At 64.7% G+C, this 17,145-nt stretch carries 13 protein-coding genes and 1 pseudogene; 5 read left to right on the top strand and 9 right to left on the bottom strand.

Translation table 11 applies throughout. The features are described from left to right. Positions 1-196: 196 nt before the first annotated feature. Entirely contained in the window at positions 197-694 is a 498-nt protein-coding gene (locus AKJ08_RS20210) for a hypothetical protein (protein ID WP_205624732.1), read from the top strand. On the opposite strand, the gene AKJ08_RS20205 is transcribed toward AKJ08_RS20210, so the two are convergent. From AKJ08_RS20205 to AKJ08_RS14850, 4 genes are all read right to left on the bottom strand, one after another. After that, positions 691-1,368, bottom strand: a complete 678-nt coding sequence (locus AKJ08_RS20205) for a DUF1156 domain-containing protein (protein ID WP_205624731.1) — start codon at positions 1,366-1,368, stop codon at positions 691-693. The genes AKJ08_RS20210 and AKJ08_RS20205 overlap by 4 nt on opposite strands. After that, the gene (locus AKJ08_RS18800; RefSeq protein ID WP_169788844.1) at positions 1,365-2,027 is read right to left on the bottom strand and encodes a DUF3780 domain-containing protein; all 663 of its coding nucleotides are present in this window, start codon (positions 2,025-2,027) and stop codon (positions 1,365-1,367) included. The genes AKJ08_RS20205 and AKJ08_RS18800 overlap by 4 nt, the downstream gene beginning before the upstream one ends. Further along, the gene (locus AKJ08_RS14855) at positions 2,020-5,118 is read right to left on the bottom strand and encodes a DUF499 domain-containing protein (RefSeq protein WP_050726781.1); all 3,099 of its coding nucleotides are present in this window, start codon (positions 5,116-5,118) and stop codon (positions 2,020-2,022) included. The genes AKJ08_RS18800 and AKJ08_RS14855 overlap by 8 nt, the downstream gene beginning before the upstream one ends. 190 nt (positions 5,119-5,308) lie before the next feature. Continuing rightward, positions 5,309-6,232: a DUF3293 domain-containing protein gene (locus tag AKJ08_RS14850; RefSeq protein WP_050726780.1), complete on the bottom strand. Its 924-nt coding sequence runs from the start codon at positions 6,230-6,232 to the stop codon at positions 5,309-5,311. A 729-nt stretch (positions 6,233-6,961) separates the two neighbouring features. On the opposite strand from AKJ08_RS14850, the gene AKJ08_RS14845 reads away from it, so the two are divergent. Beyond that, on the top strand, positions 6,962-7,492 hold the full coding sequence (locus tag AKJ08_RS14845) for a hypothetical protein (protein WP_050726779.1): 531 nt from the start codon (positions 6,962-6,964) through the stop codon (positions 7,490-7,492). Between the two features lie 5 nt (positions 7,493-7,497). Then, entirely contained in the window at positions 7,498-8,634 is a 1,137-nt protein-coding gene (metK, locus tag AKJ08_RS14840) for a methionine adenosyltransferase (RefSeq protein WP_050726778.1), read from the top strand. 83 nt (positions 8,635-8,717) lie between these two features. On the opposite strand, the gene AKJ08_RS14835 is transcribed toward metK, so the two are convergent. From AKJ08_RS14835 to AKJ08_RS20960, 5 genes and pseudogenes are all read right to left on the bottom strand, one after another. Continuing rightward, a complete protein-coding gene (locus tag AKJ08_RS14835) occupies positions 8,718-10,565 on the bottom strand; it encodes a GmrSD restriction endonuclease domain-containing protein (RefSeq protein WP_050726777.1) in 1,848 nt (615 codons plus the stop codon). A gap of 279 nt (positions 10,566-10,844) precedes the next feature. Continuing rightward, positions 10,845-11,843, bottom strand: coding sequence for a hypothetical protein (locus AKJ08_RS14830; RefSeq protein ID WP_050726776.1), 999 nt, complete (start codon positions 11,841-11,843; stop codon positions 10,845-10,847). An 84-nt stretch (positions 11,844-11,927) separates the two neighbouring features. Next, complete coding sequence (locus tag AKJ08_RS14825; protein WP_050726775.1) at positions 11,928-12,716, bottom strand: hypothetical protein; 789 nt, start codon at positions 12,714-12,716, stop codon at positions 11,928-11,930. Between the two features lie 131 nt (positions 12,717-12,847). After that, positions 12,848-13,528: a hypothetical protein gene (locus AKJ08_RS14820; RefSeq protein ID WP_050726774.1), complete on the bottom strand. Its 681-nt coding sequence runs from the start codon at positions 13,526-13,528 to the stop codon at positions 12,848-12,850. Between the two features lie 56 nt (positions 13,529-13,584). After that, positions 13,585-14,139, bottom strand: a pseudogene (locus AKJ08_RS20960) (vWA domain-containing protein); the annotation flags it as partial. A 144-nt stretch (positions 14,140-14,283) separates the two neighbouring features. Here AKJ08_RS20960 and AKJ08_RS14810 point away from each other — a divergent pair. Together AKJ08_RS14810 and AKJ08_RS14805 are read left to right on the top strand one after the other, a co-directional pair. Continuing rightward, a complete protein-coding gene (locus AKJ08_RS14810; RefSeq protein ID WP_157370720.1) occupies positions 14,284-16,044 on the top strand; it encodes a hypothetical protein in 1,761 nt (586 codons plus the stop codon). After that, entirely contained in the window at positions 16,041-16,823 is a 783-nt protein-coding gene (locus AKJ08_RS14805; protein ID WP_050726771.1) for an OmpA/MotB family protein, read from the top strand. Before AKJ08_RS14810 ends, AKJ08_RS14805 begins: the two co-directional genes overlap by 4 nt. The last annotated feature ends 322 nt before the right edge of the window (positions 16,824-17,145 follow it).

Here is a 17,145-nt window from a genome sequence, read left to right as displayed (position 1 = left end):
TCCGGACCGGTTCGGAAGTCTTATCACCATCCAACGGAATTGGCGCTGATGGAATAAATCCTTTCATCCGCCAATTCGCGATTCTTTCGTTCAGTAGGCGAAGTGCTTTCGCCTCTCTCTCGAAATCACAACTGTTTGGTGAACGGTAAAGCCGGTTTCCTTCCGTGTCCATCCAGCGAATACAGTAAAGGCGCTCTTGAAAGAGGTCATCTTTCCTGGGTACTACTTCGTCGGTCTCCCAAAGGCGAAGGCCGTCAGGGCCGCGAAGGGATTCGACAGACCAGGATCGATTGGGGTCGAACGGGTCAATAACTCGCCCGTCGACCAATGTCGCGCCCTTTGTATTCTTGAATTCGCGAAGTTCAGCGGCAGAAATCTCGACCACATCGGGTCTAAGCCTGTCAATTCCTTCGTCGTGGCGCCAAATAACTACCGTCCTGAGATATTCGTCGACAAGCCAGCTCGGCGCCAGAGGAATGTAGTAATCGCAATCAGGAGGCTTTACTTCGACGCAGTAAAGAAATGCCTCGGCTCGCCACCCCTGTTCGTTTTGCTCAAGGCCCCAATCTTCGATTTGTGCTTCAGCGGCGCGAAAAGCAGCCGATTGCGCAGCTCTTACGCGATTGCGAACGTCGCGGCCTCCTCCAACCAGATTCAAACTGGACCAAGTGAGAAGGCCTGCAACTGGGTTTAGATCGCTCGCGTAGGTCTCGCAGCCGAGCCTTGCAGCTTCGAAAGGAATACTCCCCCCCCGCAGAACGAATCGCCGACCTGGGGTAATCGACCAAATCGCTTTCGTCCAAGCTCGGCGACCAGCTCTTCCAGGCTGCCTGCGGAAGTTCCAAGATGAGCATTGATCTCGCTCCAAGCTTCTAGATCGGGGCCTCTGATGTGCTCCGGACGGAGGCAGACTTTTAGCTTGTCTGAATATGACAACGCTTCGAATGAATCGCGGGACAGGCTAAACCGGCGCTTTTCGTTGAGCCGTTCTCTCTCTTCTGGAGGCAGGCTCTCCCAAATCAGGTCCCTCAGCGACTCACGATCGTCAGTATCTTTCCACTCCTGTCGGTACGCGGGCGCCGCCGCGAGTAGCTCTCGATCCGGCAAGGTAGCCTTGCGACGAAGCCATAAACCACCGTCATCCATGGTCATCAGCTTGAGGAAGATCTCGGCATCGCGCTTTGGATCGTGGCTCGCCGGAATGAGCATTCCTAGTATGCTCGCCCGAACCAACACCAGCGGTTTCCGTCCCCACCATTTTCCAATGCCGGTCAGCGTCTGCCCCGAAACGGCCTTTCGCTCCCTGTAGCTCTCGGCAGAGAGGCGAGCGATAGGGAACTGAGTCTCGATGAAGGTCTTCTTGCTCATAGCAGGCTCAACTGGTTGCTCTGAAGGAGCTGCTTGCGGGCGCGAGGGGGCAGGCCGTCGCCCTTGGTTATCGGGTTCTCGGTGAGGGCGAAGCGCAGGGCCTTCCGCCAGCCGATACCCCGCTGATGGGCCTGGCCGGTGGCGGCGGCAGTCATGGTGTAGAGCCACCAGCGCTCCTCGGGGGCTAGTCCCTCCCAGTTGCGGATGGCCTCGGGGATGATCTGGGGATCGGCGTCCTCGATTGCCCAGGCGAGGACGCACAGCTCTTTGCCGAGGAGCGGATGCAGCGGCACGTCGCCCCTCTTCGGCTGTCGGATCGCCTCGAGGCCGGACCGTTTGAGGCGCTGGGTGGCCTCGGCCCAGAACGCGCCGGCCAGCGCCTCCCACTGGCCGCGACGCAGGACGACGCGAACCGCGGGATCGCCTTTGGTCAGCACGGGGAGCCGCAGGCGTCCCTCGTCGACCTCGAACTCGCGATGCTCCGAGATCGACACCTCGGAGTCGGGTGAGGGGCTCGATGGTAGGTGCAGCACGAAGCCGTGGCGCGCCTCCTCGGGAAGGAAGCCCAGGCCCATCGCCTTGGACGCCGCCCCCTTCGTGGATTCGCCGGCGGCCTTCGACCGCGAGGCTCCGGATTTGCCACGGCTGCGCTCAGACATGGGCGTACACCTGCTCCACCTCATTCGGCTGCAGCTCGGCGCGGTCCGACGCGATCCAGTCGAGGAGGTTCTGTCCCGCGGCGAAGTTTACCGCGAGGACGTCGAGGCGCAGCGAATGGCCGCCCACCACTGATTGCACTTGCTCGAAGAGCACGCGCAGCGCCGCCGCGGGGTAGCCGTCTTCGTGCGTCCCCTGGAACCGCAGGGTTTGGCCGCCGTCCTCGCTCTGGGCGTTGATAGTGAGGTGGCGCGCGGTGCCGTCATGCTTCTCCAGCTTCTCCAGCCACGCCCAGACGTCCGCGGTGGCGTCGAGCCGGTGCCGCTTCTTCCACCGGCAAGGAGCGTTGGCCTTCACCTCGAACTTCGGCCTTCCGTCCTCGTGCCGCCTGGGCATGGATACCTGAAGGGGCTCCGACTTGATCCCTTGGGCCTCTGCCACGGCGAGAACCATCCGGCACGAGTCGGGGGGGACGAAGGGCCCCTCGTAGGTGGCGCCGTTCTCTGGCGAGCCGCCGTCGGTGGAGTAGCGGATCTGGCCCTTTGGTATTGCCTGCAGCTTGACGCGGCCGTTCGCCTGATCGATTTGGTAGCGGACGACGATCCGGCCCTTCCAGTCCACTGGATCGCCGTCGGGATGCTCGCCTCGGCTGTCCACGCAGATGAAGCGGTATCGCAGCCCGGACGCCTCGAAACGCTGAAAGTCGTCCACCTTTGGGGACGCGGTGGTGGGGATAGAGTCGCCTTTCTCAAAGTACACAGTGTCGCCGTGTAGCGGATCGATCCGCAGCCAGGTGACCCCGGTCTCGTCGTTGCGGCCCAGCACCTCGATGGCCACCGACGTCTTCGCCTTTGGAAACGGTCCCTTCTCCACATAGTTCGCCTGGTCGCGCCAGTGGCCCTTTTTGACGGTGTCGACCTTCAGGTCCTCGAGGGCCTTTGCCGAGTGGAAAGGCCAGTTGGTGGAGGTGGCGGCCTTGCGCCGGACCTCACTCCAGAGCATCGACTTTGCGGTGAAGAGCCGCGCCTCCGCCCGCGCTCGGAAGGTATCGGAGGTAGTGTCGGTCTCGAGCTTCTGGGCCTCCTTGAGGGCCTTGCGGACCGCATCCTCGCCGCTAAGCGAATTCCCGCGGAACTCGAAGGAGATCCCTTGGGGCCGCAGCTTCTCGTTGATGCTCGGATAGATCAGCGTGTCGAAGGCCTGGGTGAGGGCGGAGCCGAGCTGGTTGCCGATGCGGTCCCGGAGGCCGTCCAGAACCTTCCACTGTGGATCGTTGGGGGGCGTGCTATCCGTCCGTAGCTCGTCCTCGATGCTCTGCAGGGCCCGGTACTGTCGGGCGCAATCGTTCACGTTCTGCATCACCAAGCGCGAGCCGGTGAGGAAGACCACCCGGTTCTTGAAAGTCTGGTTCTGCCACCACGCCTGCCACTCCGAGCTGAGGGCGAGGCCGCCCTCCCCGCCGCGTGGCTCGGTGAGGATGAGCACCACCCGATCCTGGTCGAGCTCCACCTCGTCCATGGCGGGGAGCACTGCCAACGACTGGTAGGCGTCTTTGAGCTGCGGCTCGAAGCGCTTCTCGAGGAAGGTTCGCAGCTCCTTGAGGACGATCTCCTTGTGGAGCGCCTGGGCATAAGTGCGCAGCTTTGCAGCCAAGTTCTGCTGGTTCTTGAAGAAGAGCCGCTGGTCGGGCGAGCGGTGCAGGTACCAGGCGCGGGTCTCGAGAACGTCCAGGACGGCGGACTTGAAGGAGGAGAGATCTCGGCCGGGCCGCTGGAGGATGTCGTAGAGCTCGAACTCTCGAAGGCCGTGGAGCGCGTTGGGAATGGTGGAGAGCGAAGCGACGAGAAGGAGGCGGGCGGCGTCGGTGCCGTCGGTCGTACCGGTCTTCTTGTCGATCTCCTCCGCTTCGGCGTGGCCCCGATCGGAGATATCGTTGGCGATCGCCGGAGTGAGGTGCTGGTTGATGGTCCGCACCTCGCCGGCGATCTCGTCGTTGGCGAGGTCCAGATCGTAGGGATGGACGAGGTCGGAGCGATCGGCCTGGCCAGTAGTCCAGAGGTTTCCGATCAACATCTGCATGAGCCGGATTACGCCGCGGGTCTGCTGGAAGCCTTCGTTCTCCTTGAAGCGGCCCACCAGATCCCGCCAGGCTGGGTGGAACGGATACGAGTCGAGGATCTGCTGGTACAGCGACTCGGACTGGGTGGTGGTTAGACCCATCTTCACCGCTTCGGCGTGGGCGTCGCGGTAGGTGCGGGCGACTCTCTCCACATCCTCCTTCGCGGGAACCCCATCGAAGAGGCGACAGCGAAGGATGTGATAGAGCTCGTCACCCTGGGGATTTACCGGGGTGATGTTGACCGCGATCCGGTTGGTCTCGCGCTCGAAGCTCTTGATAGAGCCGGTGATCGCCGTTCCGCCCTCTCCCCAGGCGGTACCGCCAAGGTCCGAGATTATTACGCAGACGTTGTCGAGGTCCGAAACTGCCACCAGGAGGTTGGAGAGGGCCACCGCCGTCACCGCGGAGAGGTCGCTGGCGCCGATGGACACCGACCGCGCGTGCACCATGTAGGGCGGCAGCTCGTCCAGGAGGATGATCGTCGGCTGATCCTTGAGCAACTCCTTCCACCCCCCGGGCGACGGGGCGGAGAGAGGCGCGTAGAATCTGTGGAAGTGATCGCGACGGCCGATCTGATCGGCGAGGGCGCCCCAGATTCCGAAGTCGGTCCCCGTGTTGCGACCTTGGAAGCCGATCACCCGGACCTTGCCAAGGTTGGGCGCGGGGTCGGCGTCCCCGAGGACGCTTCGACGCAGCGCCGGATCCCGAGCGAGAAGGCCGAGGCCGATCATGCTGTGGGTCTTGCCGCCGCCCATGGCCTGGGAGAGCAGGAAGGTAGACGATCCACTGCGACCCGACAGGTGCCGGAAGCAGGTCTGGACGAGGGTGTCCATCCCCGCGGTGAAGTAGTTCTCGCGGAAGAACTCCTCTCCCGAGACCCGGCCGTCGAGGAAGGTGTCGAGGTTAAGGACGGTGGCGCGGCGATCGCGCTCGAAGACAGATGCACGGGGCTTGCAGAGGGTCGAGAGGCTCATCAGGGCTCCGGTCTGGGATCTCGTTCGTCGTTCTTCGAACGAGGACGGCGCAGGGCACTCTAGACCATGCGCGGAGAATCTTTTCAAAGACGCGATCTGCACGAGGATTCTGACGGACGACGGCGCGATTCTTAGTCCGGGACCCCTCCTGGCACCCGGCGAAGGAGGGATAGCGAGCCTTTAAGTGTGCTTAGGCTCCGGGCGGGTGTAGCCAGAGTAGCTCTGCTGGCTCGTCCATTGCCCCGACGACGATCGCGTTCTGAACGAACGCCCGACCCATCGCGGCGGCGCGCTCCTGAACAATGAACGCGAGGAGGCTCGCTTCCCCTGGGCTTCCGTCGGCGGGCTCGCTCATCCCCTCAAGGAAGTCGATCCCTTCGGCGCGCAGCGCTTGACGAAGCCGTTCCTGAGCCGCGTCGTTCCCCTCCCGCGAGGCCTCGACTGATCGAGGGTTCCATGCCGTCACATAGGCCCATTCTTTTGCACCGCGCGCGTCGAGTATCTTGTCGAGGTCGGTCCGATGATGGTCGCCGATGCGGATCTCGATGCGCCGCTCGCCATCGAACGCGACGAAGGTCGTGGTCCGGTAAAATCTCTCGAATCGGGCCTCCATGGCGAGCTGCTCGAACGTGACGCCTTCGAGGCCGTGTGCCTTGCAGAATTTCGAGGGCACGCGCAGGCCAAGCCCGAGGGCGATGAACAGGGCGGCGCGAGGCCCCCTCACCCAGGCTCCCTCCTCGTCGGCCCGTTCGGCCATCTCGAGGCGGTATTCGGCGAGAGCGTCCCTGTCGAGCTCGCCGGACGCCAGAAGGCTTCTCACCGACTCGTATTCGGCGGTGCGGCCGTAGAAACCGCCGTCTAGGAAGCCCACGTCGATGGAGTAGCTATCGGCGCAGCAGATTCCCATGGCGCAGGTGGGGGTCGCTTTCAACCCGAACGACCGGAGGAACTCCATGACCTTCAGGGTGTTCGGCGAGTGTTCCGGGTGGCCATTGACGCGGCTGCCATGCACCTTCCAGCAGGATTCGCGCGGGTCGAGCGCCTCCTCCAACAAGCCGGAAATGGTCTTGGGGTCTCTTGCCATGGTGTGTGTCTCTAGATGGAGGTCGTTCACGGATTCTTCGTCGAATTCGGTCAGATTGCGAAGCTTTTCGAATCCGGCTCGACTTCTCCTGGGCTGGCCTCGATGACGGAGCACGACCGCGCTCGACCCTGCACACGCTTCTAGCATGAGGGGCCGACATCGACCTCGCCGCCTCCGAAAATCGGGCCGATTCCTTCGCAGCTGGGTCCGCGGCGAGCCGAACGTACGGCGCGAGGGTAGGGAGCGGCCTGGGCATCGTTGTGTCATGGGAGTCGACAGGCGTCACGAAATCCGTTAAACATTCCAACACCATGTCGAGTGGTCCGAATTCATCGGACCCGACTTCCTGGCGGACGCCCAAGGTGCCTTCTCGCATTCGCGAGCATGGGGCTCACAGCAACGACGTGAGCAAGCGTGTCCGGACGGAGCTCCCGCTCTCTCCGGAGTTTTCCTTCGGAGAGGTGGTTCGATGCTGACGTTCTAATCGAGTAAGCCCCCCACTCAGACACCTAGTCGCGCGATTCCTCTCCGGGGACCGCTGCGACGTTCGTATGCGCCCAGTTTTCGAAGCAGCTACGCGGGAAGCCGCGGCGAGAGAGGTGTGTCCGTGTCCGTTCCGTTTCACGCGCGAGAACTCATTTCGAACAAGATGCGTGGGAGCTTCCAGGCCGTGGGAGGCCTCCAGTGACGATGACCAACGAAGAAAAGATCGCGTCCGCGCGCGACCGTGCTAGGCCACCCGAGGACAGGAACGAGCCCATGGTCGAGACAGCGGAAGTTATCCGTCAGGTGCTCGCTCGCGGCGACGGGCTTGACCCCTGGTTGTCGTTTCCCCAGCGGGCGAGCTGCTTCGGCTTCGGTCCGAACAAGTCGGCGATTCCGATCGGAGCGTTGCGGCTGCTTTGGGCGGCGGGCTGGCCTTGGTCGCAGCCCTGCCCGAGCTGTAGAGGGACGCTCCATGCGATCTCCTTCGGTGGCCTCCTGAGTGCAGGGGGAGCGAAGTCGGTCTGCACGGGCTGCGCGCGCTCGTTCTTCCAGCAGATCGGCGGGCTCGGGACGATGGCCGATCTAGTTCGGGCGTCGCCGCTGATGGGCACGGAGTTCCAGCCGACGGGGATGACGTTCGGCGGAGCGACGACGTCGGATGGTGCCGCGTTGCGGAGCGCCCTCGGCATGGCGGCACCCCTCCCGGGCGCTGGCAAGTCGGAGGTCTTCAATTGCGTGGTCAGCGCGCAGGGCGCGGATTCGAGCCAATTGAACGAGCTGCAGTTGAGCGACGGCGACAAGTAGGGAGTATGAACGGCAATTTTCTTTTCACGAGCGAGTCCGTTTCCGAGGGGCATCCGGACAAGGTGGCCGACCGGATCTCGGACGCGATCACCGACGCGATCCTCGCGCGCGATCCGCTGGGTCGCGCAGCGATTGAGGTTCTCGTCACGAAGCGACTCTGCGTGATCGCGGGCGAGACGAGCGAGCCCGGGATGGATGCGGCGGCGATTGCGCGCCGAGCAATCCGATCGATCGGCTATGAGGACGATGCGTTCGGCGCCGACTCGACGGAGGTGCGGGTAGCGCTACAGGAGCAGGCCCGGGAGATCGGGGCGGCCGTCGACGCCAAGGGCGAGGAAGGGGAGGGCGCCGGCGACCAGGGGCTCATGTTCGGGTACGCCTGCGACGAGACCGACGAGCTCATGCCGGCGCCGATCCTCTACGCCCACCGGGTCCTCGAGTACCTTGCGGCTTGGCGGCGGCGGCACCCGGGCGTCCTCGGCCCCGACGCGAAGTCCCAACTCACGGTCGAGTATCGGGACGGCAGGCCCTCGAGGATCCACACTGCGGTGGTCTCGCACCAGCACGCGCCTGGAGTCGAAGTGGAGGAGATTGTCCGCACCGCGCTGCGGGAGGTTCTCCCCTCGAAGTGGCTCGACGACCGCACCCGCGTGCTGGTCAACCCGTCGGGTTCCTTCGTATCGGGAGGACCGGCCGCCGACACGGGGCTTACCGGACGCAAGATCATCGTCGACACCTACGGCGGCGCGGCGCCCCACGGCGGCGGCGCGTTTTCTGGGAAGGATCCGACCAAGGTCGATCGCTCCGCGGCCTACGCCGCCCGGCATTTGGCCAAGAACGTGGTTGCCGCCGGGCTCGCCGGGCGCTGCGTGATCCAGCTCGCGTACGCGATCGGGGTGGCGGAGCCGCTGGCGCTTTACGTGGAGACCTTCGGTACCGGTCGAGTGCCGGATGGCCTTCTCGCGGAGCGGCTCCGGCAGGCGGTGCCGCTCACGCCGAAGGCGATCATCGAGCGTCTGCAGCTCCGCCGTCCGATTTACGAGCCCACCGCTGCCTACGGCCACTTTGGCAGGAAGCCTGACGGCGACCTGTTCGGATGGGAGCGGCTCGATCTCGTCGAGACCCTGCGGTCGCTATCATGACGCGAGGAGGAGCCGCTCGACGAGCCTAGGGTGTACGGCCGCCTAGATGACGTCGGCATCTTCGCCGGATGCACGATGTACGCTTAGGCGGCCTCGCCCTCTTCCTCGTCGTCCCCGTCATCCTCGTTGACAACGACGGGCGAAGCCTCGATCGACACCTTGCCCATCGCACGTTCGATGATAGCGAGCAGCGCCGTCTTGCGGGCGGCGTAGAACGCATCGAATGAGTCGGCCCGCAGGAGCGACGGGTCGATCAAATGGCTCATGAGGATCTCGTCCATCGCGGCACCGCCGGCCTTCACCTGGGCGTGGTCCTGGATTTGCGCGAGGTAAAGCGACGGCGCCTTGCCGCCAATCATCCTGTTCGCCCTGTAGGAGATGGCGGTCTTGTTGACGATCGCGTCGAAGACGCGCGGAGGGATGCCAGCATCCTCGCACCACTTCTTCGGAAAGATGTGGTGGATGTCCAGCTTCACGTCGTCGCGATCGAGGTCGACCATTCGCGTCTTCCAGAAGAAGTCGCAGGCGCCGTCTCTCTGGATCAGCACGTAGAGTCCACGATAGGCGGCGCTCGTGCGAGAGCGCAGCGTGTCGAGGCGATTGGGATTGAAGCCCGCCGCTTGGACCGTTGCCGGCTCCTGCGACAAGGTCCCGCCAACCCATGCGAGGAGCTGTTGTACGTCGAGCGCGATACGGGTCTCGACCGCGCCGCCGTAGAGCTCTCCAAAGACGCCGCACCAGAACCACCGCGCAAGCTTCGACTTGATCTGCGGCTCGAGCCAACGCTCACCGAGGTGCGCGAGCACCGCAGCGAGAGGCGTGAGCTGCGTACGATAGGGGAGGAACTTTGGATGGTGGAAGCCCTCGCTCCGGAGGAAGCGCTCCGCCTGTTCGAAGCCCTTGGTCAATGGCTCGGACCACCTCTGAAACGCTGCGAGCGGCATTTCGAGGATGTGCTCTCGCTTCGCAGTTAGGCCGGTGGCTTCCTTCCCGGAGCGCCCCGCAGCCAGATCCTGCGCTCGCCGCTCCAACGAGTGGAGAAGCGAAACGCCTTGGAGGAAGTCCGTCGGCTGCAAATCGCGTAGGAGCGCGCGCTTACCCAGACGCGACTGACGGCCCCCCTTGCCTCGGGGCCCGAACCAATCGTCGCGCAGATTGAATCCGTCGGCGGCCCACGTGGCCGTGACGAGCTCAAAGACAGAGAGCGGAACGCCTCCCGTGTTCACCTTCTCGAACACGAGGCAAACCGCCTCCTTTGACGTCTCCTTCTTCAGGCTGATGACCGGCAGCATGTAGCTGCGGAACGGCTCGACGATCTGTCGCCGGAACTTCATGAACCGCGCGAGCTTGTCTGGGGCGTGCTCCGACAGGAGCTGCTCCCAATCGTCGGAGTTCAGGATCTGGTTGCATGGGAAGTAGAACGCGTCGATCTCCTTCTCGCGCGTACTGAGGTCCAGCTCGACCTTACGGCCGAAGTCGCTTCTCAGCGTTCGCTGCTCGTCGACGGCGACGATGGCTTCCGCGAGCGACTCCGGCCCCTGCAATGCCCTCTCGATGTCGAAGTAATAGTGAAGCCGAAGCTCGCGCTTCTTCGCGTCGCGTGTGGCGACGGGCTTGTCGAGCTTCAGCACTTGGGTGAGCGATGTAAGGCGCTGCTGCCCGTCGAGGATCAGCTCTGCCGCAAGGTCAGAGGCGTTCTGCGGTAGATCAACGCCCTCGACGGGACGCACCTGGAAGCGGGTCTCGCCGCCGGTCTCGAGTAGCATCACCGCGCCGATAGGGAACGAGCGGGCGATGCTGACCAGCAAGGACCGGATGTGCTCGTCGTCCCATACCCACCCCCGTTGGAAGTCGGGCAACTGAAGCTTGCCCTCCACCACTCTTGTGAGAAGTACGCCTAGCTGGGTCTTGGTCGAGTCGAACGTGGACATAGGCACCAAAGCGCGGACTATCCTGCCGTGAACGGCCCAGGTTATCCGCTAGCGAACATCGTTGTCACGCCTTCAGGCAAGCAGCAAAAGCAGGTCGACCTTGATCGCCTTCACCCGAAAGACGGAGGAATCCGTCCGGGCACTCTTGAGTCGCAGGTGGTACGCCTGTTTTCGACACCGGTATCCTGCATTCTACAGTAATTCACTTATTCGTTTCTGCAGTTCATCTCTGGATCGGGCGATGACGCCTTTCCGCCTACGCGAAACACGCGTTTCGGCTCACTCCGAGGTCGCGAGCTGGCTCGAGATGAGCTTGGCATGCGCCGCCATCGAAAAGCAGACGTTCGCCAGGAGGCCTCTCTCGTAGACGAAATTGGGGAGGAAGCAGATGTGACCCAAGCTCATCCCCGTGGGGCCGCCGGGAACGGGGCCCCAGGAGCCGAGCGTGTGTGGCCCATCGCCTTCTCGAACCTCCAGAAGGTTGAGCTGCGCAGCGAGGTCGCCGTTTCCCGGGTGGAGCGGCACAGGCAGCATGAGCATGAGCGTGACACCAGCGCCGAACATTGGGTGAGGAGCGCGGTCCAGCACGCGCAGCATGATCGACGGAGCGTCGGGCCGCGCCGATTCGGCGCCGAGGGGAAGAATCGTCCACCATCGCGCCAGTACTCTGGGCTGATCCCCCGCAGGAAAGCCGAAGGACTGGAAGTAGCCGGTGAGCTCGTCGAACTCCTCGTCGGCGGACCACCTTGTCGCTCCGGAGCCCATGGGACGAACGACGTCGTCGATGAAGCCGAGCATTTCGTCGGGCGTGTCGCGCAGACCGCTCGACGGGTGGGCCGATGAGGCCGGCCTGCCGTCGGTCTCTTTGGCAAACCAGAGGCCCATCCGGAACGCGGTCGAAACCTGAAGCGCAGCGGAATGGCAGAAGAGTTTTCTGGCCCATCCGGCGTTCTGCTCGGTGATGAGCATGGAGGTGCGCAGGCGGACCACGCCGGTCTGCGGATCGCGAACGACGCCGCTGAGCGCGACGGAGAAGGCCATGGCGGTCAGCTTTGCGTCGATCTCGCCGCTAGGAGGGGCGACGACGAGGTCGGTTTCGGCCGCGACGCGCGCGCACCAGTGCCCTTCCGGATCCCTCCATGGCTCGGAAGCCTCCACGCGCTGGGCCTGTCGAAACGGCCACCACACGAACCCTCGTTCGGTGGGGACGGACCACTCCGGATCGATGGAAACGGCGGATCGATACTGCTCGAGGGTGCGCTGGCCCAGGTCGGACATCGATGCTTCTCCGTGTGGAATAGTGAACGATTATGCGCCTCGGTCACCGAACGGCAAGATCTCGGCATGTGTCCGCGAAGACGCTTAGAACTTGCAGACATCGAGCCCGTCTGCGTCTTCGCCGATCGAGTGGAAGTAGAGGGTCAACTTCGCCTCGCAATCGCCCTCACGGTGCAGCTCTCTGCAGTGCTGCTGCGCCAGGATCGCTGGGCGCGCAAGCGCAACGTCCAGCCGGTAGACGAGCTCCCGCCACGATTCCGATCGGACGGAGCCAATCGGATCGGTGTTCACTACCGCGGGTTTTTCGGTCGCCGCACGGGCCTGCTCGAGCTTGGCTCGCACCCGAGCGCCCGCCGCCTGACGGGCCTCGACCAGCCGCCAGAAGCCGTCCGTTCTCCCGACGCGCGAAGCGTGAAAGTAGAGTCGCTCCTCGAGCATGCGCTGGACGCATCGGTCTTCTCGCAGGTACTGCGCAGTGCCGTCGGACCACTCGCGCGTGTCGAGGTCGACCCAGAGAAGGGACTCATCGACTCCACAGCGGGCGCGGAGCCAATCCTCGTAGAAGCCGTCGAGGTCCCTCCATTCCTTGCCGTCCGGTTGGTCGACGAGCGACGCGCGCTCGCGGTCGAGGATGAACGCGAGGCACCGCGCTCGTTCGCGGGTGAGATCAGAACACTCGTAACCCGAAATGAAGCCCGTCTTCTTCGGGTAGGGGCAGAGCGACGAGGCAAAGGCTTCGTGGTTCCACTTCGCCGCCTCCGCATAGGAAACGGCCAGCCGATTCGGCTCCTCGGGCGTCGGCGAAGCCCGGCAGCCGGCCAGGGAGAAGGCGGTCGCGAGGCCGGCGACGGCGAGGGCTCGATGTACGTTCATGTCGAAATCTTTGGCCGGGGATGATGCCATCGGCGAAGGCATGGGTGCGGAGCGATAGGAGTGGGAGCCCGGGCAGCAGGTTCCCTGGAGGGACCCTTCGGCATCAACGGCAATCGTTCACGGCCTGGGCTTTAGGGCATGCCGTCGGGCTTCGGCGGCTTCGGGCCGCGGAACCGCCGCCGCATCTCGGTCTGCGTCGACGTTTCGAAGAGCGAGTCGGCGACGGTCCCCGAAGCGCGGCTGCGTCCCATTCCCTTTCGCAGGCCAGCTAGGGTGGAGCGGTTGGCGACGTATACCTGCGCATTGCCGTAGTTGGCGGCAGTCTCGGCGAGGAGGCTTGCAAGCTGAGCCCCCATCGGCGTGCCCAACGCCTTGGCCTCGGTCGCCATGTACTCGATCGCCAATGCGGCTTCCTGGAACCGCCCGCGCTCGGCGAGTACTGCCGCCCGGCGCTGGGCTTCCGCGGCCCGCAGTAGCGCGCGCTGCTCCCGCACCTCCGGATCCGGCAGCTCGATGAGGGCGCGATCGACCAGCTCTACCTCCGCCCGGAGCGCGATCCGCTGTCGCCCGCCAAGCGGCATCTGCCGCCACACGACCTCCACTTCCGCCACCGTCTTGGGGCCATGATGCGGATCCGCCGGCTGCGCGAAGGGCAGCTCGAAGACGATCCACCGCCGCTCCTCGGCATACAGCTCGGGGAGGTGAAGGGTGCGTGCGCCGCCCAGGGCCTCGACGCGGAAGTCGTTGAGGAACGCAGGGGCGCCAGTGCCCGGGCAGGGCCGCACCGAGACCTCGATGTCCGTCGCGACCACCGAGAGGAGCCCGCCCAGCTCGCGGGCGAAGGCGCGAGGATCGCGTCGGCATCGGCGGCGTGGTGGTAGTTGCCGCCGGCCAGATCCGCGAGCGCCGACAGGAACCCACCGTCGTGATCCTCCCCGTAGCCGAAGAACGAGGCGCTCACGCCGTGCGCGCTCTCTTTCAGCAGCGCAGTGAACCCCGGCAGATCTCCCTCGTGAAGGCCGGCGTTCGCGTGCCCGTCGGTGAACAGGAGCACCCGCCGAATCGCGCCAGGCCGCTGCTCTCGGGCCAGGAGCTCGAGACTTGTGCGCAGGCCGCTGCTCATCGCGGTCGATCCCATCGGGACCAGCCCTTCGATCCGGCGCCGGGCCTCGAGCTTCCCCTCCGGCGTCATGAGAAGGGGTTCGAGAATAAGATGGACCCGCGACTCGAACGCCACGATCCCCAGTCGATCCCCTGCGGACAGCTGCTCCACCAGCTTTTCCAGCGACTGCCTGGCTCGCTCGATCTTCGCTCCCTGCATCGACCCCGAGACGTCCACGCATGCGACGAGGTCCAGCGGCGCGCGGTGGACCTCCGCCCGAGGCGCGTCGATCCGAACTGCCGCCACGAGGGTCTGCGCCATCGGCTCGATTCGGCGGTTCATCAGGCGAATCTCGAACTTCGGGGTCGTCTCGGTCATCACTCCTCCTTCGACCGGCGTCTCGTCCGCGGCGGTCGGGGGAAAGGACGCGCCAAGAGGGAGGAGGGCTGACAGCTGGAGGGATAGGTGGGAGTCCATCGCCAGCAGGCAGGACCCCTCTGGCAACCGTTACGTCTTTCTTCAGTCCTGGCGCGGGGTTGGGTAAACTCCCGGGACTTCACCCACCCCGAGCGGCGGCCCCGGCAGGATCGGTGTTCCGAGGTCTCGGTCTCTCCTCGAATTTTTATCTCGGACGTCATGACCGAAATCGCCAAGCTTCTGACTTCGACCGAATCGGTTTGGGTCTCCTGTCTCTTCATCGTCGCGGTCGGTGTCGTCCCTTTCCTGATGATGTGGGGAAAGCTGCGTTCGGTCCGGGTAGACGCCGAGAAAGGGATCGGCACGCTCGCGACCGCTGACGGGAAGTCGGCGTTCCGGGCGAACTACGAGGACCACGACGCGCGCTTCCTGGAAAATCGCGTGCTGGGCAAGACGTGGCGCGAGTACCGGCGGACGTTCGAGTTCCCGGCATCGCTCGGTGGGGCCGCGGCGCCGGTGCGGACCCCCTTGGAGGCGTCCGCGTTCTTCCAAGCCGAGCGGCTGATGGCCGACCGCTTGAACCTTCGTCGTTACGGAGCGGTCCCGAACATCCTCACCGGTCTCGGGATCCTGGGGACGTTCGTCGGTCTCGCGGCGGGCATCCACCTTGCGAACCTCGGGATCAACGTCGCGGACATCGAGGCGATGAAGAGCTCGCTCGGCGATCTCCTCGCTGGCGCTTCGATGGCCTTCCTGACGTCGATCTGCGGCCTGACCTGTTCGATGCTGTTCACCTTGGGCGAGCGGACTCTCGTGGCCAATTCGGGCGCCGCGATCGAGAGGTTCGCTGCCTCCTTGGACGATCGCCTCGAGTTCGTGACCGCCGAGGCCCTCGCGGCGAAGCAGCTCGAGGAGTCGAAGGAGCAGACCACCCAGCTCAAGCAGTTCAACGACACGCTGGCCATTCATATCGCCGAGGCCCTCGACGAGCGGGTGGCGGGCCGCCTGACCCCAGCGCTCGACCGTCTCATCGAGGCGGTGAACGGCGTGCGGAGCGATCGGGGCGAGAGCAACGAGAAGCTTCTGACCAGCCTCGTGCAAGAGTTCCAGCGCACGATGTCGGGTGCCGCCGGCAGCGAGATCTCGGCGATGGCGCAGACGCTCGAGAGGGTCCAGGACGTCTTGGAGAACTCCCTCGGCGCCATGCAGGAGGCCGGGCACGCCCTGACGTCACCGATAGCGGCGACGACGAACCGCCTCGAGGTCTCGATGGCGAAGCTGGAGACCGCTATCGGAGGGTGGGCTTCCTTGATCGAGGGGACGAAGCAGACGTTGGAGCGGTTCGACTCGCTGACGCGCGCGATGGACGGCGTTCATGGGAAGTTCCAGAACACGGCCCTTGCGGTCGAGCGAGCAGGCGAGAACCTGAAGGTCACAGGCGACCGGCTCGGAGCCGCATCCGACGTCACGCAGACGGCAGCGCAGTCGATGGGGGAGGCCTCGGTGCAGCTCGCAACCGCGGTACACGCCACGAGCGCGAGCTGGGCCGACTATCAGAACCGCTTCGCCGATACGGACCGGAGCCTCGCCGCCGCGTTCCAACAGCTCGACGAAGGCCTCCACCGATACTCGGATCAGGTGAAGCACTTCTTGCTCGAGATCGACGAGCAGTTCGGCAAGGCGTCGAAGCACCTCGTCCAGGCGGTCTCCACCATGGGTGACGACCTCGGCGACCTCCCAGTCGAGGTGAAGAAGCTCACCGAGCAGGTCGATCGGATCGCGAGCGGCCTGCAGAGGCGGGTTGGATGAGCAGGCTTCGTCGGGCGGCTGCGGTAGGTGGGGCGGCAGAAGAGGGGAGCTATCTGGTCTCGGTGAGCGACCTGATGGCCGGTCTGCTCTTCGTTTTCATCATCACGCTGATGGTCTTCGCCTTCAATCTCCGCCGTGCGGAGGACAGCCTTCGCCAGGCGGAAGAGCAGAAGCAGGAGGAGGTCAAGCAGCTCAAGGGGGCGGATGCCGCTCGCGCCCAGCTCTTATCGACCATCCAGACGCGTCTCGCTCGGGAAGGTCTGGCGGTGGAGATCGACGTCGAGCACGGCGTGCTTCGACTCCCGGAGGAGATTCTCTTCCGGTCGGGTTTCGACGACTTCAATCCGGGCGGACGGGAGCGGCTCGCGGTGCTGGCCGACAATTTGGCGACCGTCCTTCCCTGCTTCACCGTAGGTTCGATCGACCGTTGCCCGCAGCGAACCTACGACGCGAACGTCGAGGCGGTCGTCATCGAGGGGCACACGGACGACGTGCCGCTCCTGCCTGGGATGCGGTTCAAGGACAACTGGCAGCTCTCCGCGGCGCGAGCCATCCGGACCTACGAGGTGCTGACTTCGAGGAGTGCGGAGCTGCTTTCCTTCCGGAACGAACGAGGCGAGCCGCTCTTCGGTGTGGCGGGCTATGCGGATTCCCGGCGGGTAGCTCTGGAATCGACCCCCGAGGCCCGAGCGCGAAATCGCAGGATCGATCTACGGGTCCTCATGACGCCGCCCTCCACGGACGAGCGTCCGGCCGTCTCCGAGGTGGTGGAGTTTTGAGCGGCGATGGTCTCAAGGCGCAGCTCGAGAGCCGTAGGGCTTCCTCCGGTCGATGGGATCTGGGGCACTCGATCGCCGGCCTCGCGCCGAGGAACGTCAAAGCCGCGGCGTTCGAGGTCTTCCAGGCCCTCGAAAAGTCGGGAGGGAAGGTACCCCCGCTCGTCGAGCTGGATCAGGTGCTCCGAGAGGTTCGAGCCCACTGGGAGTCGACGAAGTCGTTGGACGGGCTTCCGAGGCGCCACCTTCGCGCTCTGCCATGGGTCCTCTTCATGCCGGAGGGGGCCGAGCACGCGGACCGGTGGCTCGGTTCCTCTAGCGAGCT

It is taken from the genome of Vulgatibacter incomptus (assembly GCF_001263175.1).
GTDB classification, from domain to species: domain Bacteria; phylum Myxococcota; class Myxococcia; order Myxococcales; family Vulgatibacteraceae; genus Vulgatibacter; species Vulgatibacter incomptus.
This window is presented reverse-complemented; position numbering and strand designations above follow the sequence as displayed.

Excerpts from the sequence above, each read along its gene's own strand:
- AKJ08_RS20205 (WP_205624731.1), bottom strand. The coding sequence starts at position 1,368 with ATGAGCAAGAAGACCTTCATCGAGACTCAGTTCCCTATCGCTCGCCTC.
- AKJ08_RS18800 (WP_169788844.1), bottom strand. The coding sequence starts at position 2,027 with ATGTCTGAGCGCAGCCGTGGCAAATCCGGAGCCTCGCGGTCGAAGGCC.
- AKJ08_RS14855 (WP_050726781.1), bottom strand. The coding sequence starts at position 5,118 with ATGAGCCTCTCGACCCTCTGCAAGCCCCGTGCATCTGTCTTCGAGCGC.
- AKJ08_RS14845 (WP_050726779.1), top strand. The coding sequence starts at position 6,962 with ATGGTCGAGACAGCGGAAGTTATCCGTCAGGTGCTCGCTCGCGGCGAC.
- metK (WP_050726778.1), top strand. The coding sequence starts at position 7,498 with ATGAACGGCAATTTTCTTTTCACGAGCGAGTCCGTTTCCGAGGGGCAT.
- AKJ08_RS14835 (WP_050726777.1), bottom strand. The coding sequence starts at position 10,565 with ATGTCCACGTTCGACTCGACCAAGACCCAGCTAGGCGTACTTCTCACA.
- AKJ08_RS14830 (WP_050726776.1), bottom strand. The coding sequence starts at position 11,843 with ATGTCCGACCTGGGCCAGCGCACCCTCGAGCAGTATCGATCCGCCGTT.
- AKJ08_RS14825 (WP_050726775.1), bottom strand. The coding sequence starts at position 12,716 with ATGAACGTACATCGAGCCCTCGCCGTCGCCGGCCTCGCGACCGCCTTC.
- AKJ08_RS14805 (WP_050726771.1), top strand. The coding sequence starts at position 16,041 with ATGAGCAGGCTTCGTCGGGCGGCTGCGGTAGGTGGGGCGGCAGAAGAG.